Here is a 16,812-nt window from a genome sequence, read left to right as displayed (position 1 = left end):
GGATGCCGGCCGGCGACTGCGAACTAGCGGTCCATGGCGATCATCTCTCTCGTACGACGACGAAATCGGCGAGCGCCACGAACCGGGCCCGGATCTCGGCGGGCATGTCCACCGAGTCCAGCGCCTCCATGGCGGTCGCATGCTGTCGGCGGGCCTCCTGGGAGGTCCAGTCCCGGCCACCTGACTGTTCGATCAGCGCGGCGCGGACGGCGAACTCCTCCTCCGAGAAGTCGGCGAACTCCTTTTCGGGCTTGTGCGCGTCGGCCGCGAGGATCTGGGCGAGCCGCTCGGAGTCCGGGCCGCCGGCGGCGAGCGCGGCGACCACGGGCAGGGACTTCTTGCGCTGACGCAGATCGCTCCAGGTCCGCTTGCCGGTCGCCTCCGGGTCGCCCCAGATGCCGAGCAGGTCGTCGACGGCCTGGAAGGCGAGGCCCAGGTGGTAGCCGTAGCGCTCCAGGGTGTCGGCGGTGTGCTCGTCGGCGCCGCCGAGCACGGCGCCGATGGAGGCGGCGCAGGCGAGCAGGGCGCCGGTCTTGTTGCCCTCCATCTCCAGGCACTCCTCGACGGTGACCCGCTCGCGGTGCTCGTAGGAGATGTCCTGGGCCTGGCCGTCGATGAGTTTGCGGGTGGCGGCGGTGAGCCGGCGGGTGGCCCGCCCGGCGTCCGCGGTGCCGAGCTCCAGCAGTATTTCGTTGGCCAGGGCGAACAGGGCGTCACCGACCAGGATGGCCTGGGCCGGACCGTGCACCTTCCAGACGGTGTCGCGGTGGCGGCGCTGCTCGTCCCCGTCCATCAGGTCGTCGTGGAGCAACGAGAAGTTGTGCACCAGCTCGACCGCGACCGCGCCGGGCACCCCGGCCTCGGGCGCGGCGCCCGCCGCCTCGGCCGACAGCAGGGCGAGCGCGGGGCGCACGGCCTTGCCGCCGTCGCCCTCCGCCGGGTTGCCCTCGGCGTCGATCCAGCCGAAGTGGTACGCGGCGACGGTGTCCATGGGCGGGGCCAGCCGGTCCACGGCGGCGCGCAGCACCGGCGTGGCGAGCGTGCGGCCGCGTTCCAGCAGCGCCATGACTCCTGCGGTGTCGACAGCTGGGGTCGCCGGGGTCACGGTCTCTCCTCTGTTCTTGGTGGTGGTGCTCATGCCGCCTCCTTGGGCGTCTCCCCGCCCGGGGCGGGGAGAGAGTTCACATGCGAGCGGCCGAGGTGGCTGAGGGCCGCCCGGGCGGCGGAAAGACCGCTGCGCACGGCGCCCTCCATGGTCGCGGGCCAGCCGGTGGCGGTCCACGCACCGGCCAGGTAGAGGCCGGGCGCGTCGGTCGGGGCGGACGGCCGCAGAAGGCCGACGCCGGGAACGGGGGCGAAGGTGGCGGTGCGCTCCCGGGTGACGAAGAAGTCGCGCACCTCTGCCCCGCGGGCGACCGGAAGCAGCCGCTCCAGCTCGGGCAGATAGCGGTCGCGCAGCTCGGCCACCGGGCGGTCGATGTCGTCGTACGCGGCGGACTGCGACACCGCCAGATACTGGCTGTCCCCGGCCCCGGGCGCGTCCCTGAGCCCCGAGGCGTCCGTACGGTCGAAGACCCACTGGACGGGGGAGCCGATCGCGGCGAAGAACGGGCGGCGCAGCACCGTGCGGTCGTAGATCACATGCAGATTGAGGATCGGCGCGGTGCCGATGCGCAGCAGCTTCCCGGGGTCCTTCAGGGCGCCGTCGGGCAGCAGGGCGTGCGCCTCACGCTGCGGGACCGCCAGAACCAGCACGTCCGCCTCGGCCGGCGGCTCGTCCTCCGGCCGCCCGGCCATGGCCACGCTCCAGCGGCCCTCGGGGGTGCGGGCCACGGCGGTGACCCGGGTGCGCAGCTCGGTCGTCACGCCCGCCGCGTCCAGGGCGCGGTGGGCGTGGGTGTGGTGCAGCTCGCCGAGCGGGGCGCGGGCCCAGCCGATGTCGGCGGCGTCGGGCCGGGAGAGCAGCCCGGTCTTGAAGACCATCGCGGCAAGGCCCAGCGAGGCGTTCCGCGCGGTGGCGTTGAGCGTGGCCACGCCGACCAGGTCCCACAGCGCCTCGACGGCGCGCGGCGACTGGCCGTGGCGGCGCAGCCAGCCGGCGAAGTCCACCCCGTCCAGCGCCGGGTCCTGGGGGTCGAGCCGGCCCAGGGCGAGCGCGGCGCGGCCCACCTGGGCGCGCTCGGCGAGGGAGAGATGGGGGTAGGTGGCCAGGCTCTTGGACAGATGGAGCGGCACCGGCAGGGCGGTGCGGCGCAGCCGGCCGAGCCGCCGCCCGCTCCGCCCCTGGGCGTCGAGGACGGGAATGTCCAACCGGCCCTGGAGCGGGGCGAGTCGGGCGGCGCCGACCCGGTCCAGGAACCACTGGTAGGCGGTGCAGCAGCGCAGGTGGACATGCTGGCCGTTGTCGACGGTCAGCTCGCCCGCCGGGGAGGAGCGGTGGAAGGAGAAGGCGAGGCCGCCCAGCCGGGGGCGGCCCTCGACCAGGGTGACCCGCAGCCCGGCGTCGGCCAGCTCGAGCGCCGCCGCCGTACCGGCGAGCCCGCCGCCGATCACCAGCGCGCTCCGCCCGGCGGGGCTGCGTCTGGCGGCCGGGGCGGGGCCCAGGGTCGAGTGGGTCACACCGGCCTCCCGGTGCCGCGGCGCCCGACCGCGCGGGCGTCAAGACCGGCCAGCCCGCGCACCGCCACGTACGCCTTCTCGTGCCCCGGCAGCGAGACGCGGCCGCGCAGGACGGCCGCGGGATCCTTGGCGATCCGGTCCAGGAGTCTGCGGTAGATGCCCGCCATCGCGGACACACACGCCCCGCTGCGCCGGTCCAGCAGCGGCAGCAGCCGGAAGCCCTCGGCGAAGAGCGCCCTGGCCCGGCGCACCTCGAAGTGGACCAGGCCGGTGAAGTCGGCGTCCGGCGGTGCGGTCGAGCCGCGGAACGCGTCGGCGCAGCCGAATTTGGCCAGGTCGTCGGCGGGCAGATAGGTGCGCCCGGTGGCGGCGTCCTCGCGGACGTCCCGGAGGATGTTGGTCAGCTGCAGGGCCAGCCCGAGGGTGTCGGCGTAGTACGGGGCGCGCTCGAGCTCGTCCTCGCTGTGGCCGGTGCCGGGGGCGGTCCCGAAGACGCCGAGCGACAGCCGTCCGATGGCACCCGCCACACAGCGGCAGTAGACCTTGAGGTCGTCCCAGGTCTCGTAGGTCTGCCCGGCCACGTCCATCAGCACGCCGTCGATCAGCTCGTCCAGCGCGTCGAGCGGGATCGGGAAGCGGTGTGCGGCATGGGCGAGGGCGACGGCGACGGGGTCGGTGTCGTCCTCCTCGATCCCGCCGCCCCGCATCCGGTCCAGCAGGGCGCGGGTGTCCGCCAGCCGGGCCCGCTTGGCCTCCGGGTCGAGGGGGCCGTCGCCGATGTCGTCCACCCGTCGGGAGAAGGCGTACAGGGCCGACATCGCATGGCGCTTCTCCGTCGGCAGCAGCCTGATGCCGTAGGCGAAGTTGCGGGCCTGGTGCCCGGTCACGGCCTCGCAATAGCGGTACGCCGCGAGCACTGGCGCGGACGCGTGCGGAGATCCCTCCACGGTCCGGCTCACCCCTCTCTTCGCAGTGTCGCCCCCACCTCGCGCAGCAGGCTGAGCTTGGTGGGCCTGGGCGGTCCAGGGAGTACGTCATGTCCCGCGGCCGCGACCGCCCGCAAAGCGGCCCGCCCCCCGGCCACGAATCCGGCGAGCAGCACCTTGAGCCTGCCGTGGACGCTACCCACCAGGGGGGTGCCTTCATTCAGCAGGGCAGCGGCGCGTTCCGCCTCCTTCGCGACCAGCGCGCGCAACCGTGCGCCGCCGCTGGGGACGGCGAGGTCGACCTCGGTCACACCGAAGCGTTTCATGTCCTCGGCGGGCAGATAGACGCGGTCCCTGCGGAGGTCCTCGGCCACGTCCTGCAGATGCTCGATGATCTGCAGGGCGGTGCAGATGGCGTCCGAGTGGCGGATCCGCTCGGGGCTCGCGGTGCCGGTGATGCCGAGGACGAGCCGTCCGACCGGGTTGGCGGACAGCTCGCAGTAGTCGAGAAGCTCCTGGTAGGTGGCGTACCGCCGGATCCGCTGGTCCTGGCGGTTGGCCTCGATCAGGCCGCGGAAGGGCTCGGGGGTGAGCCCGTGGCGGTGGACGGTGGGGCGCAGGGCCGCCAGCAGCGGATGGCGCGGCTCCCCGAAGGGCTGGAAGACCCGGTGGAGGTCGGCCTCGAACGCGTCCAGCATCGCGAGCGCGTCGCCCGCCTGGTCGCGGTCCAGCCCGAGCAGCTCGGCGTCGGCGCCGCCGGGGGCCAGATCGCCGTCGCCGATGTCGTCGACCAGCCGGGCGTAGCCGTAGACGGCCATCAGATCGGTGCGCCAGGCGCGGGGCAGGAAGAAGGGGGCCACCGGGAAGTTCTCGTGGGCGGCCTTGTCGAGCACGGCACGAGCGGCTTCCTGCCCGCCGCTGCGGCTGCTCGACGTGGTATGGGACCCGCTGCGCTCGTCCTCGACGGTCACCGTGGACAGCCAGGCGTACGGGCGAGACCCAGGACGCCACGTGGACCCCGGCGACCGGGCCCCGCGGGAGCGCTGGAGATGGGCCGTCTAGCCAATGCCGTCACATCCCCCGTTCTACACCGGTTACCAGGGTCGGCACGATCCGGACACGCCGCTCCGTCTTGTCAACGGGCTCCGGCCCCTGGCCCCCGAACAGGGGACAACGGCCCGGCTCCGGCATGATCCGGACGGTGACTGCCACAGCTTACGCCTCTCGGTGTACAGGTATACGGGGCGATACCCCGATGTGACCTCCGATGTGGCGCCGGGCGGGTGACCGGCGAACGCCCCCGGGCCGGTCTCCGGGGGGCCGGCGCGTGGCCTCAGACGACCTCTTCGTAGAACTCGGCGATGTCCAGCACACGGCACAGATCGCGGAGCTCGAACTCGAAGAAGTGCTGGCCCTCGGAGAGCGCGAAGGACATATGGCCGAGCGCCTCCATGGAGATCACCCCGTACAGCCGCACCCAGCAGCGGAGCATCACGGCGATGGCGCCGGGGGGCATGTCGACGTCCTGGTCCTCGCTGAGCGCGGTCAGGGTGCGCGCGAGCCCGGGGTCGAGTTCCTCGACCTCCGGGGCGGGGAAACCGCGCACCCGCCACAGATCGGCGACCAGATCGGAGAAGACGGAGCCGAAGACCCAGCTCATATGGCGCTCGGGCTTGGTCTCCTCACGGCCGAGCCCCGGGGCCCACGGGCCGAGGATGAGCCCGAACTCATGGGGGTGCTTGATCGCCCAGACGCGCAGCGCCCGGGCACCGCTGATCCACCGGCGGCCCGGCTCCTCCTCGGGATGCTGACCGAGGACCCCGCGCATGAAGCGGGCCATCTCCTCGAAAATGTCCACGCGTAACTGAAGGATCAGCGCATCCCGACTACTGAAGTAGCGGTAGACGGCCGGCGCGGTCATGCCCATCTCACGCGCGATGGCGCGGATGGTCACATTTTCCGGGCCCTCCTGAACCAGGAGCGTCCGGGCGACGTCCTTGATTTCACGGATGGTCGCGATGCGCAGGCGCTCGCGCCGTGAGTACGGTGCGACGTGCGCTTCCCCTGGCGACACGCGTCCCCCTCCCTGATGCTGCGCCGCTCGACAACCCGGCGTACACGCACACGATACAGCGCCTCCGTTTAGTGAACAGCGGTGGTGACAGCGGCTCTGGTTCAACTGCTAGTCCCCCGACCCTGCCACAGATCCGCGGGGTTGCCCCGCCGGATGGCTCAGCGACCACCGTCCGGGTCACCCGGGGGCGCGGGAGCGTCCGTACATGCGTCGGAAATTTATTCGGGGTCATCGCGTGCGAGTGCTCTCGGACGCGGCCGGGGCAGGGTGGACGGCCACACTCGGCACCACCTTGGGGTAAACGGCCGTAACGATCGTGAAAAGACGTTCTCACCCGCCCGGGGGCTCCTGGGGATTGGGCTCCGCCCACCCCTTCCACCAGGAGCGTCGAGAAAACCGACCGGTCGGATCGGTGGATTTCCGGCTCGGCCCGGTAGACGGCTTCCGCGACTCGCCGGAAGACGTCACCCGGCGCCGGAGCGCGGCCGTGCGGTCGGTACGGGCCTTGCCCTTCGGGGCGCACGGCAGGTCTTCCGCATTCTCGTGGCCATCGCCACGGGACGCCTTTCCCTCGAAAAGTAACCGCGTCCCGTGGATAACGCCCCGCTGTCGCGATCCGCCGCTTCTGACGGCGTACCGGGTATCCCGGACCGGGCCGCGCGGGCGAAATCGGGAAAGACGACGGCGCCGCCCGGCCCGGAACTCCGATTCCGCTTTCGGTGAGAAAGGCGTGGGCGAGCATGGCGAGGGTGACCCAGCGGAGCCAGGACGTCCAGCTTCTGACTTGGTGCTCATCGAGTCCGGCCAGGCCCTTGCCGGACTGGAAGTCTCCTCGGAACGGTCCATCCGCGTCCGGCGACTCGCACCAGGGTGGACAGTGGCACCTGGGTGGCTGAGTAGCAGCGGTAGAAGGCCAGTTCACGGGTGCGTCGATCGCGGCGGACGAGGAGCTGGTGGTGGCCGGGCCGGTCGTCGGCGATATCGGCCAGGGCCCAGTCGTAGAAGCGGTGCCCTTGGCGCCCGCGCCGGCGGAGAGCTTCTGCCGGGCCCACTTGGGCGGCTTCTTGACCAGTGCGTCGGCGCGGAACTTGCCCGCGCGGGCGGTGGTGATCTGGTGGTCGCAGGCGAAGGCGAGTACGTAGCCGATCTCGCGTCTCTCCAGCTCGCCTCGCAGGTGCGTATCCCGGCGGACCGGCAGCGGGCCCCATTCTCGGTCCAGGAACGCTCACCTCGGCCGAGCGCCCGGAGGAAGTCCGTGACTCGTCACCGAGCAGGACTTGGTGCTCGCCCTGCCACCCGGTCATCGTCCCCTTCGACCCGCCCCAGAAGCGCCATTCGTACGTCCCGCGTCGCGCCGCGCTCCTGTCCCCGGCGGCGCGAGCATGCACAGCCTTCTGCGTTCTGGAGACCGCTTTGAAGGCAACGGCCGGCAGCAGGAATGACTGGCCGCTCTCTCGGATGACCAGATCGAGGAGGTGAGCCCCTGAGCACGGCAGCTCCACCCTGACCTCCGTGCCGCCGACTGCGACTTTGCGGCGCAGCGCAACAGGCCCACCACCGGTGTGTGGTGGCCTCTGCCGGGCGGTGGTCGCGGATCGCAGTGGCTGCGGGAACGACACGCCGGTCAGTTCCTCGGGCATGGCCTCAGCCCGTCAAGTGTCCATGATCACTGGGCAGGCCGGCCGCAGCCGCCCGGAAGAAGACGTGCCCGCACCTGGGGGACGGCATTCGCGAGCGTTCGGCGAGGACACTCAGTGCACCGCGCGGTTCCGTGCTCAGATGGAAAAGCCGACGGCTGTACTGCCCGCCCCTGTAGGCGTACAGCCGGAAGACCTTAACGGCCAGCCGGCCCGACCGGCGCCGACCCTCCAACATCCCACTACGCGCAATGCACGTACACAGCGGAAGCCAAGAACCCGACAGCGTCAGGCACTGTGCCGGGAGCGGGTGGCGAGCAAGCAGACCGTGGCCGCCGTGCGGGAGCCGCTCACCCGGGCCGCCACTGCGGCCGCCCCGCTCATGCGCTGCTCCGACCCGGCCGTCGTCACCGCCACCGAGCAGCTGTTGAACCCCCTGTCGGACGTGGAGGACACCATGCGTATGGAAGCGGCCCTGGCGACCTTCGGCCGGGCCGTCAACGCCGCTACCGCGCCGCCGCTGTCGTGGTGGGCACGTCGCCGTGCCGCACGCCGACCTGACGCAGCAGTTCGTCGGGGCTGAGGCGTGCGAGCGGGCGCTTGACCGCTGTGCATGCGTCGCCCGGACAGTGCCTTGTGTCAGGGCCGGCGGCTGGGCGACGGATGCGGGACGGACTGTCGTCGTCGCCTTCCAGTGGGCCGGGAATCCCGGCCCTCGAACCGCGTGCCGCCGGGCTCCCGGCCGTCACCCGGGATGGTGAGCCGGAGCCGGGCCCCGGCGGCGCCCTCGCTCTCGTCGGTGGCGACCTCCACGGTCCCGGCCGGCCGGTGCAGCGCCTTGAGGACGGCGAGACCACCGGCCGCGCCCAGGTAACGGGCGTGTTCGGGCACGGGCACACCGCACAACAGGATCTCGTGCGCGGCCCGTTCCCCACGCCCCGCCCCGACGCCGCCGAGCGGCTCGTCCACGTACGCGAGTTGCCCGGCGGGGCCTGATGCTCTACAAGTGGCGTTCGCCGACCGGCTACTTGCCGGTCTCCTTCTCGTATGCCTTGATGACCTCGTCGGTCGGGCCGTCCATCAGCAGCTCGCCCTTCTCCAGCCACAGCACCCGGTCACAGGTGTCCCGGATCGACTTGTTGTTGTGGCTGACGAGGAAGACCGTGCCGGCCTCCTGGCGGAGCTCGCGGATACGGGCCTCGGAGCGCTTCTGGAACTTCCTGTCGCCGGTGGCCAGCGCCTCGTCGATCATCAGCACATCGTGGTCCTTGGCCGCGGCGATGGAGAAGCGCAGCCGGGCCGCCATACCGGAGGAGTACGTGCGCATCGGCAGGGTGATGAAGTCGCCCTTCTCGTTGATGCCCGAGAAGTCCACGATGTCCTGGTAGCGCTCCCGGACCTGCTCCCGCGACATCCCCATGGCCAGACCACCGAGGATCACATTCCGCTCACCGGTCAGGTCGTTCATCAGCGCCGCGTTCACCCCCAGCAGCGACGGCTGGCCGTTGGTGTACACCTTGCCCCGCTCGGTGGGCAGCAGCCCCGCCACCGCCTTCAGCAGAGTCGACTTCCCCGAGCCATTGGACCCGATCAGACCGACCGACTCGCCCTTGTACGCCACGAAGGTGACCCCGCGCACCGCGTGCACCTCACGCATGCCCGGCGCGTTCTTCCGCCCCAGCAAACGGCTCAGGGCGGCGGTGGCACTGCCCTTCCCCTTGGGGCCGCCGTTGACCCGGTAGACGATATGGACGTCGTCGGCGATGACGGTGGGCACCCGCGCCCGCCCGGAAGCCGCCTGAGCGGCCTGGCCGGCCAGCTCCGTCTGGGCACCTTTGTCGAGGGTTTGCTCAGCCACGGCCGTACTGCTCCTCTGCCTTCCAGAAGTACACGAATCCCCCGGCACCGAAGAGAACCGCCCAGCCCACGGCCAGCGCCCACACATGCGGCGGCAGATTGGCCCCGGTGTAGTCGTCGATCAGCGCGTACCGCATCAGGTCCATGTAGACCGCCGCCGGATTCCCCAGCATGGCGTCCGAGATCCACTTGCTCGCCCCCGCGTGTTCGAGGGTGCGGGCCAGCGGGAACATCACGCCGGACGCGTACATCCACGTACGGAGGATGAAGGGCAGCAGCTGAGCGAGGTCCGGGGTCTTGGCTCCCAGCCGGGCCATGATCAGCGAAAGCCCGGTGTTGAAGACGAACTGGAGCGCCAGTGTGGGAACGATCAGCAGCCACGCGAACGACGGGAAGTGACCGAAGCCCAGCAACACGATGACCAGCACGATCATCGAGAACAGCAGCTGCTGGAGCTGCTGGAGCGCGAACGAGATGGGGAGCGAGGCGCGCGGGAAGTGCAGGGCCCGCACCAGCCCGAGATTCCCGGAGATCGCTCGTACGCCCGCCATGGCGGACGCCTGGGTGAAGGTGAAGACGAACACACCCGTCACCAGGAACGGGATGTACATGTCGTTCGCCATACCGCGGCTGCTCTTCAGCAGCATGCCGAAGATGAAGAAGTACACCGCCGCGTTGAGCAGCGGGGTCGCCACCTGCCACACCTGGCCCAGCTTGGCCTGGCTGTACTGGGCAGTGAGCTTGGCCGACGAGAAGGCCATGATGAAGTGACGCCGGCCCCACATCTGGCGGATGTACTCGCCGAGGCCCACCCGGGCGCCGCTCACCGACAGCTCGTACTTCCGCGCCAGTTCGGACGGGGACAGTCCGTCGTCGGCTGATGGCGGGCCACTCACGGCTACCGCACCGTCGTGCGTAGTCTCGCTCACAGTTGACACTTTCGTCTTCAGGGTGCGCTGAGCGGGGCCGCGCCCCGGGTCACGCCCGATGCTCTTCGATACGAGCTTGTCAGATGACAGGAGGTCGGCCCAGTCGGGTCAGGCGCCATACCGTACGCCACTTCATGGGGTGGCGTGGACCACACGGTGTCTTCCAGCCTTCGCGGAACCCTCCGAACCAGGCCCGAAGTGCGGTTTTCGACGGACGCCTGGCCAGTGTGAGCAGCAGCCAGACGCCCAGATAGACGGGCACGAGCAGCGCAGGAAGGTTACGCCGGGCCAGCCAGACCCGGTTGCGGGCCACCATCCGGTGGTAGACCGCGTGCCTGCTCGGTGCGGTGGTCGGATGGTGCAGCACCATGTCCGACCGGTAATCGATCATCCAGCCGGCATCCAGCGCCCGCCAGGCCAGATCGGTCTCCTCATGCGCGTAGAAGAAGTCGTCCGGCAACCCTCCGACCTGCTGGAACACCGTGGTACGGACCGCGTTGGCACCGCCCAGGAAGGTGGTCACCCGGGAGGAGCGCAGGGGGTCGGAGGCACGCAGCCGGGGCACATGGCGACGCTGGGTGACGCCGGTGTCGGGGTCGGCGATGCGGAACGAGATGATGCCCAGCTCCGGATCATCGGCGAACGCCCGGCGGCACAGCTCGGCCGTGTCGGTGCCCGGCAGCAACCCGTCGTCGTCGAGGAAGAGCAGTACGTCGACGTCCGACCCGCCGGGTCCGAACGCCTCGATGCCCACGTTGCGGCCCGCCGGGATGCCCACGTTCTCGGGCAGCTCGATGCTCCGTACGTCCTCGGGGAGCGCGGGCAGCGGTGAGCCGTTGCCCACGACGACCACCTCGACCGGGTCGCCGTCCTGCTTGGCGACCGAGTCGAGGAGTTCGCGCAGCTCCTCGGGGCGATTGCCCATCGTGAGGACGACCGCTCCGACCTTCATGACGCTCATGCTCACTTGAGCCTGCTCGACGCGAGGATGGACACGAGGTGAAGCAGGGTTTGCAGCAGGGCGATACCGGCCAGTACGGCAACGCCCAGCCGGGTGAAGAACAGGTCCCCGCGCACCTGGTCCACGATCGCCAGCACGAGGATGAGCAGCGACGCCTCGACCCCGAGGACCAGCCGGTGGAACTTCAGCGCCGCGGCCGCCCTGCGGGCCAGCGCCACACCGGACGAGCGCGGCTCGGCGGCCGCCTCCTTGACCGGCGGCAGACCGCCCTGGTGCCGGGCGACCCCGACGAGGTCGGTCTCGGCCTTGATCAGGATGGCACCGAGCGCGGCGAGGGTGCCGAGGAACGCCCACAGCCAGTCGATCCGTCCGGAGCCCCACAGGTCGGCGGCGCGCAGACCGAAGCCGACGAGCACCGCGGCGTCGCACAGGTAGGCGCCGACCCGGTCCAGATAGACGCCGCCCAGCGAGAACTGCTTCTTCCAGCGGGCTATCTCGCCGTCGACGCAGTCCAGCAGCAGGTAGAGCTGGACCATCAGCACGCCGAGCACGGCACCCGCGATCCCCGGCACCAGCAGGGCCGGGGCGGCGAGGGCGCCGAAGACGGTCATCAGGTACGTCAGCTGGTTGGGCGTGACCCGCGTGTTCACCAGGTGCCGGTCGATGCGCAGCGAGATCTCGCGCATGTAGAGGCGCCCGGCCCAGTGCTCACCGCTCCGCCGGTCCTTGACCCCCGCGGGGTGGACGACCGGGCGGAGTTCAGCCACTGATGGCTTGACTGACTGCTTTGGCATAGTCGGCGTATGCGTCCCTGATCGCGTCGGTTGAGAGGTCGAGGTGCTCGAGGATCGTGTAGCGGCCAGGGCGCGTCTTCGGAGCGAACTCCACGATCTGGACGAACTCGTCCACCGTGAAGCCGATCTCCTCGGGCAGCACGGGCAGACCGTGCCGGTGCAGCACCTCGGCCATGTGATCCGACTCCGCATGCGCCCCGCGCAGCCGCATCGCGAAGGCGGCGGCCAGGCCGCACTGCTCGCCGTGGCTGGCTGCGCGCTTGGGGAAGAGGAGGTCGAAGGCGTGGTTGATCTCGTGGCAGGCACCGGAGGCCGGGCGGGAGTCCCCCGCGACCGACATGGAGATGCCGGTGAGCACCAGTCCCTCGGCCAGCACCTGGAGGAAGCCGTCGTCGCCGACCCCGCCGGGGTGGCGCAGCACGGCCTCGCCCGCCTGGCGCGCCATCGCGGCCGCGAGGCCGTCGATCTGCTCGCCGGTCTCGCGGTGGGACAGCTCCCAGTCGGCGACCGCGGAGATATTGGACAGGGCGTCGCCGATACCGGAGCGGACGAAGCGGACCGGCGCCTCACGGATCACATCGAGGTCGATGACCACGGCGATCGGGTTGGGCACCCCGTACGAGCCGCGTCCGGCGTCGTTGTCCAGGGTCGCGACCGGGGAGCACAGACCGTCGTGCGAGAGGTTGGTGGCGACGGCGACCAGCGGAAGGCCGATGCGCGCCGCGGCGAACTTCGCACAGTCGATGATCTTTCCGCCGCCCAGCCCCACGACCGCGTCGTAGTGCCCCGACTTCATGGCGTCGGCGAGCTTGATCGCGTCATCCAGCGTGCCGCCGCCGACCTCGTACCAGCTCGCGCCCGGCAGCGCCGGTGACAGCCGCTCGCGCAGCAGAGCACCGGAGCCGCCGCTGATGGCGATGGCCAGCTTGCCGGAGGAGGAGATCCGCTGGTCGGCGAGGACCCCCGCGAGATCGTCCAGGGCGCCCGCGCGGATGTCGACGACGAGCGGCGAGGGGATGAGCCTCGTCAGTACTGGCACGCGATGTCACGGCCCTTCGCCAGATCGTCGTGGTTGTCGATCTCGACCCACTTGACGTCGCCGATCGGGGCCACGTCGATCTTGAAGCCGCGGTTGACCAGCTCCTGGTAGCCGTCCTCGTAGTAGAGGTCGGGGTCGCGCTCGAAGGTGGCCTTCAGCGCGTCCGCGAGATCGGCGGCGGCCTCGCCCTCGATGAGGGTGACGCCGATGTACTCACCGGTCGCCTCGGCCGGGTCCATCAGCTTGGTGATCTTCTGGACGCCCTTGTCGGGGTCGGCGACGACCTTCATCTCCTCGTCGGCGAGCTGCTTGACCGTGTCCAGGGCCAGGATGATCTTCTGGCCGTTGCCCCGCGCGGCCAGCAGGGTCTTCTCGACGGAGACCGGGTGCACGGTGTCGCCGTTGGCGAGGATCACGGTGTGCTGGATCGCATCACGGGCGCACCAGAGGGAGTAGGCGTTGTTCCACTCCTCGGCCTTGTCGTTGTCGATCAGCGTGAGCTTGAGGCCGTACTTCTGCTCCAGGGCCTCCTTGCGCTCGTACACGGCCTCCTTGCGGTAGCCGACGACGATGGCGACCTCGGTCAGACCGATCTCCGCGAAGTTGCCGAGGGTCAGGTCCAGGACGGTGGGCTCGCCTTCCTTCCCCTCGGGTCCCACGGGCACCAGGGCCTTGGGAAGCGTGTCGGTGTAAGGGCGCAGACGCCGTCCGGCGCCGGCCGCGAGCACGAGGCCGATCATGCGGGTTCTCCTGTTTCGTCGTGTACGGCGGGTGCTCCTGAGGACACCCAGAAGCGGATGCTCTCGATGAGCACCGCCAGCGCGATGACCGCCGCCAAAGCGGTCAACGCGATGGTGAAACCTTGGTTCTGGTCGTGCAGCAGGGCAGCGGCGGCCGTGACCACGACCGTCCGCCCCTCGTGCCCGCCGATCGCCCGCACCAGCCGGCGCGGGGGCGCCCCCGTGCCGCCGCGGATGCGGTACACCGTGTCGTAGTGATGGTAGGCGACCGCCGCAACCAGCCCGAAAGCAGCGGGCAAGGCACCGTTCATCTCCGCGTAGGCCGCCAGGATCAGGATGGTCCCGTATTCGGCGGCGCGGAAGAGTGGCGGCACCAGCCAGTCCAGGGGGCCCTTGAGGGGCGCGGCGACGGCGACGCCCGCGAGGACCGCGTAGAGCACGGCGCATCCGACGGGCACCCAGGAGCCGAAACCGGCGGCCGCGGTACCGGCCAGGACGGCCGCGGCACCGAGGGCGGCCGAGAGCGGGGCGAGGTACGAACTCGCCTTGCGCGGGGCGGCCTTGGCGACCAGCTCGGCCGGCGGACCGGAGTCGGCCAGCTCGGCGAGGGCGCGGGCGGCCCGGTCCGTGCGCTCCGCGCGGCGGGTCAGCGAGCGCAGCACCCGGCCGGCGGTGGTGTAGCAGGCGGCCAGCGCACAGCCGATGAGCAGCACGTAGAAGGTGATGCGGGGCGTGGTGAACGCCGTCAGCACGGCGATCATCGCCCAGCGCTCACCGATCGGCAGCACGATCATGCGGCGCACCCAGACCGTCCAGCCGACGCTGTCGAGGCGGCCGGAGAGGGCGGCGGTGGGGCTGCTGTTGCCGGTGGCGTCGTGGTTGGCCTCGTTGAAGGCGAAGTCCACGACATGGCGGCAGGTCTGGAGCACCATCGCGCCGAGCGCGAGCGCCCATACATCGTCACCGCCGCGGGCGGCGCCGAGGGCGAGGCCCGCGTAGTAGGCGTACTCCTTGGCCCGGTCGAAGGTGGCGTCCAGCCAGGCGCCGAGCGTGGAGTACTGCAGCGAGTAGCGGGCGAGCTGTCCGTCGGTGCAGTCGAGCACGAACGAGGCGAGCAGCAGCACACCGGCCGAGACGAACCCGGGCCGGGTGCCGGTGGCGGCACAGGCCGCCGCGATGAGGGCGGTGAGGAGGGAGGCGGTGGTGACCTGATTGGGGGTCAGCCCGCGCCGGGCGCACCAGCGGGCGATATAGCGGGAGTACGGGCTGATGCAGAACGTCGTGAAGAAGCCGTCCCGCGCCTTCACGGCGGACCGCAGCCGCACCCGCTCGTCGTCCACCGCGGCCACCGCGTCGCGCGCCGCGGCCTGTGCCTCGGCGTCCGCGGGCACGTCGGCCACGAGCACACCGAGCTCGGGGCGGTGAACGGCGACGCCTTCGGCGTCGAGGGCGGCGGCGAGATCGTCCACGCGGGAGTGGGCGGTGGCCGTTCCGTCCGTGGCGGTCGTCTCGGCGACGGCCACCGACCGCGGCTGCGGGGTGGAGCCGCTGGGGGCCGTCGTTCCGGTGCGCTCGGCGGCCGTCACCGCGCGGACCAGCGCCGTACGAGCCTCCGCCTGGACGCTGAGCGCGCCGCGCACCGCGGCCGCGGGGAAGCGGGGGTCGGTGAGGGCCAGTCGCAGGGCATGGACATGGCCGATGAAGCGGGGGTCCACAAGGGCCACCCGCTCATGCGCCGGGACCGTGGCGAGCTCCGCCGTGACCGCGGCGGCATCGGTCGCCGTACGCACGTCGAAGCCCAGCGATCGCAGGCCGTCCTCGAGGGACGAGCCGGCGACCGGCGCACCGGTGAGAATCGCGGTCGACAGACGAACTCACTCCTTGGCAGCTGACATGGTGGCCGCGCCACTGATGGCACTGGCCTGGGCCCTCCGGGCCATGGGCATCGCACGCCCTGACCCGGCGGGGCTGGCGGCACGTCCGGCAGAGGCTATCGGATTGAAGGAAGCCGCCGTTCACCGCACATTCACCACACGATCGGGGGAACGACCACTTCCGCGCGCCGCGGATCATCATGGTGGATGGCTGCTGTCCTCCACAAACGGCGACCGCCCCGCCACGGATAGGGTGCGGGGCATGACATGGCTGATCACAGGTGGTGCCGGATATATCGGGTCGCATGTCGTGCGGGCCATGGCCGAGGCGGGCGAGACCGTGGCCGTGCTCGACGACCTGTCCAGCGGGGTCCGGGCGCGGCTGCCCGAGGGCGTACCGCTGGTGAGCGGCTCCCTCCTCGACCGTGAGCTGCTGAACCGCACCCTCGCTGACCTGCGGGTCACCGGTGTGGTGCATCTCGCGGCGAAGAAGCAGGTCGGGGAGTCCGTGGAGCAGCCGCTGCGCTACTACCGCGAAAATGTGCACGGGCTCACGGTGCTGCTGGAGGCGGCCGTCGCGGCCGGTGTCAGCCGCTTCCTCTTCTCCTCCTCCGCGGCCGTCTACGGCATGCCCGATGTGGAACTCGTCACCGAGGGCACCCCGTGCCTGCCGATCAATCCGTACGGGGAGACCAAGCTGGCCGGAGAATGGCTGGTCAGGGCGGCGGGCGCGGCCCACTCCCTCTCCACGGCCTGTCTGCGCTACTTCAATGTGGCGGGTGCCACGCGCCCCGAGCTGGCCGACACCGGAGTGTTCAACATCATCCCGATGATGTTCGAGCGGATCACCGAGGGAGAGCCGCCCCGGATCTTCGGTGAGGACTACGACACCCCCGACGGCACCTGTGTCCGCGACTACATCCATGTCGAGGATCTGGCCTCGGCCCATCTGGCCGTGGCCCGCCGGCTGGCCACGCAGCGGCAGCCGGGCGACCTCACCGTGAACGTCGGCACCGGCCAGGGCGTCTCGGTGCGCGAGATGTCCGATCTGATCGGGGAGGTCACCGGCCGCCCGGACCTCACCCCGGTGGTCGGGCCGCGCCGGGCGGGCGACCCTGCCCGGGTCGTCGGATCCACCGAACTGATCGCCAAGGAGCTGGGCTGGAGCGCCCGGCACGATGTGCGCGCGATGGTGGAGTCGGCCTGGGAGGGCTGGTGCCTGCACCACCCCGAGGCCCGGCGCGGCTGAGGGGCACGGGCGGCGCCGAGCCGGGCGCTGGTGCCGCTGCCGGGGCGTCCGCGCGGCTGACCGGGCACCGGCCGCGGCTGACCGGGCACCGGCGCGGCTGACCGGGCCGCGCC

The 16,812-nt window shown here is 71.2% G+C and carries 15 protein-coding genes and 1 pseudogene; 2 read left to right on the top strand and 14 right to left on the bottom strand.

From position 1 onward, the window contains the following. Positions 1-40 precede the first annotated feature (40 nt). From AS97_RS36300 to AS97_RS47880, 6 genes and pseudogenes are all read right to left on the bottom strand, one after another. Positions 41-1,138, bottom strand: coding sequence for a polyprenyl synthetase family protein (locus AS97_RS36300; RefSeq protein WP_059144335.1), 1,098 nt, complete (start codon positions 1,136-1,138; stop codon positions 41-43). Continuing rightward, positions 1,135-2,619, bottom strand: a complete 1,485-nt coding sequence (gene hpnE / locus AS97_RS36295) for a hydroxysqualene dehydroxylase HpnE (protein ID WP_247204606.1) — start codon at positions 2,617-2,619, stop codon at positions 1,135-1,137. Before hpnE ends, AS97_RS36300 begins: the two co-directional genes overlap by 4 nt. Next, a complete protein-coding gene (gene hpnD, locus AS97_RS36290; RefSeq protein WP_059144351.1) occupies positions 2,616-3,566 on the bottom strand; it encodes a presqualene diphosphate synthase HpnD in 951 nt (316 codons plus the stop codon). The genes hpnE and hpnD overlap by 4 nt, the downstream gene beginning before the upstream one ends. Before the next feature lie 8 nt (positions 3,567-3,574). After that, entirely contained in the window at positions 3,575-4,438 is an 864-nt protein-coding gene (gene hpnC / locus AS97_RS36285; RefSeq protein ID WP_125758915.1) for a squalene synthase HpnC, read from the bottom strand. Between the two features lie 440 nt (positions 4,439-4,878). Then, complete coding sequence (locus AS97_RS36280) at positions 4,879-5,619, bottom strand: TetR family transcriptional regulator (protein WP_059144333.1); 741 nt, start codon at positions 5,617-5,619, stop codon at positions 4,879-4,881. Between the two features lie 721 nt (positions 5,620-6,340). Next, positions 6,341-6,793, bottom strand: a pseudogene (locus AS97_RS47880) (IS701 family transposase); the annotation flags it as partial. 773 nt (positions 6,794-7,566) lie between these two features. Between AS97_RS47880 and AS97_RS36275 the strand changes: the two are divergent. After that, positions 7,567-7,839 carry a hypothetical protein gene (locus AS97_RS36275; RefSeq protein WP_125758909.1) on the top strand — a complete coding sequence of 91 codons (273 nt, stop codon included), beginning with the start codon at positions 7,567-7,569 and terminating at the stop codon, positions 7,837-7,839. A gap of 56 nt (positions 7,840-7,895) precedes the next feature. On the opposite strand, the gene AS97_RS36270 is transcribed toward AS97_RS36275, so the two are convergent. The 8 genes from AS97_RS36270 to AS97_RS36235 form a co-directional block, all read right to left on the bottom strand. After that, on the bottom strand, positions 7,896-8,225 hold the full coding sequence (locus tag AS97_RS36270; protein WP_125758907.1) for a hypothetical protein: 330 nt from the start codon (positions 8,223-8,225) through the stop codon (positions 7,896-7,898). Positions 8,226-8,280: 55 nt separating this feature from the next. After that, a complete protein-coding gene (locus tag AS97_RS36265) occupies positions 8,281-9,075 on the bottom strand; it encodes an ABC transporter ATP-binding protein (RefSeq protein ID WP_086708341.1) in 795 nt (264 codons plus the stop codon). 31 nt (positions 9,076-9,106) lie between these two features. Then, positions 9,107-10,042, bottom strand: coding sequence for an ABC transporter permease (locus AS97_RS36260; RefSeq protein ID WP_059144328.1), 936 nt, complete (start codon positions 10,040-10,042; stop codon positions 9,107-9,109). Between the two features lie 79 nt (positions 10,043-10,121). Then, on the bottom strand, positions 10,122-10,994 hold the full coding sequence (locus tag AS97_RS36255) for a glycosyltransferase (protein ID WP_125758905.1): 873 nt from the start codon (positions 10,992-10,994) through the stop codon (positions 10,122-10,124). 11 nt (positions 10,995-11,005) lie between these two features. After that, on the bottom strand, positions 11,006-11,797 hold the full coding sequence (locus AS97_RS36250; protein ID WP_059144327.1) for a CDP-alcohol phosphatidyltransferase family protein: 792 nt from the start codon (positions 11,795-11,797) through the stop codon (positions 11,006-11,008). Continuing rightward, positions 11,763-12,836 carry an iron-containing alcohol dehydrogenase family protein gene (locus AS97_RS36245; protein WP_059144326.1) on the bottom strand — a complete coding sequence of 358 codons (1,074 nt, stop codon included), beginning with the start codon at positions 12,834-12,836 and terminating at the stop codon, positions 11,763-11,765. Before AS97_RS36245 ends, AS97_RS36250 begins: the two co-directional genes overlap by 35 nt. Next, complete coding sequence (locus AS97_RS36240; protein ID WP_059144325.1) at positions 12,824-13,576, bottom strand: phosphocholine cytidylyltransferase family protein; 753 nt, start codon at positions 13,574-13,576, stop codon at positions 12,824-12,826. The genes AS97_RS36245 and AS97_RS36240 overlap by 13 nt, the downstream gene beginning before the upstream one ends. Next, positions 13,573-15,444 (bottom strand): DUF5941 domain-containing protein, encoded by a 1,872-nt coding sequence (locus tag AS97_RS36235; RefSeq protein WP_125758903.1) that lies wholly within the window; start codon positions 15,442-15,444, stop codon positions 13,573-13,575. Before AS97_RS36235 ends, AS97_RS36240 begins: the two co-directional genes overlap by 4 nt. 268 nt (positions 15,445-15,712) lie before the next feature. On the opposite strand from AS97_RS36235, the gene galE reads away from it, so the two are divergent. Further along, the gene (gene galE / locus AS97_RS36230) at positions 15,713-16,699 is read left to right on the top strand and encodes a UDP-glucose 4-epimerase GalE (protein WP_210566387.1); all 987 of its coding nucleotides are present in this window, start codon (positions 15,713-15,715) and stop codon (positions 16,697-16,699) included. Positions 16,700-16,812 lie beyond the last annotated feature (113 nt).

The organism is Streptomyces sp. AgN23, from assembly GCF_001598115.1.
In the GTDB taxonomy this organism is placed as follows: domain Bacteria; phylum Actinomycetota; class Actinomycetes; order Streptomycetales; family Streptomycetaceae; genus Streptomyces; species Streptomyces antimycoticus.
This window is presented reverse-complemented; position numbering and strand designations above follow the sequence as displayed.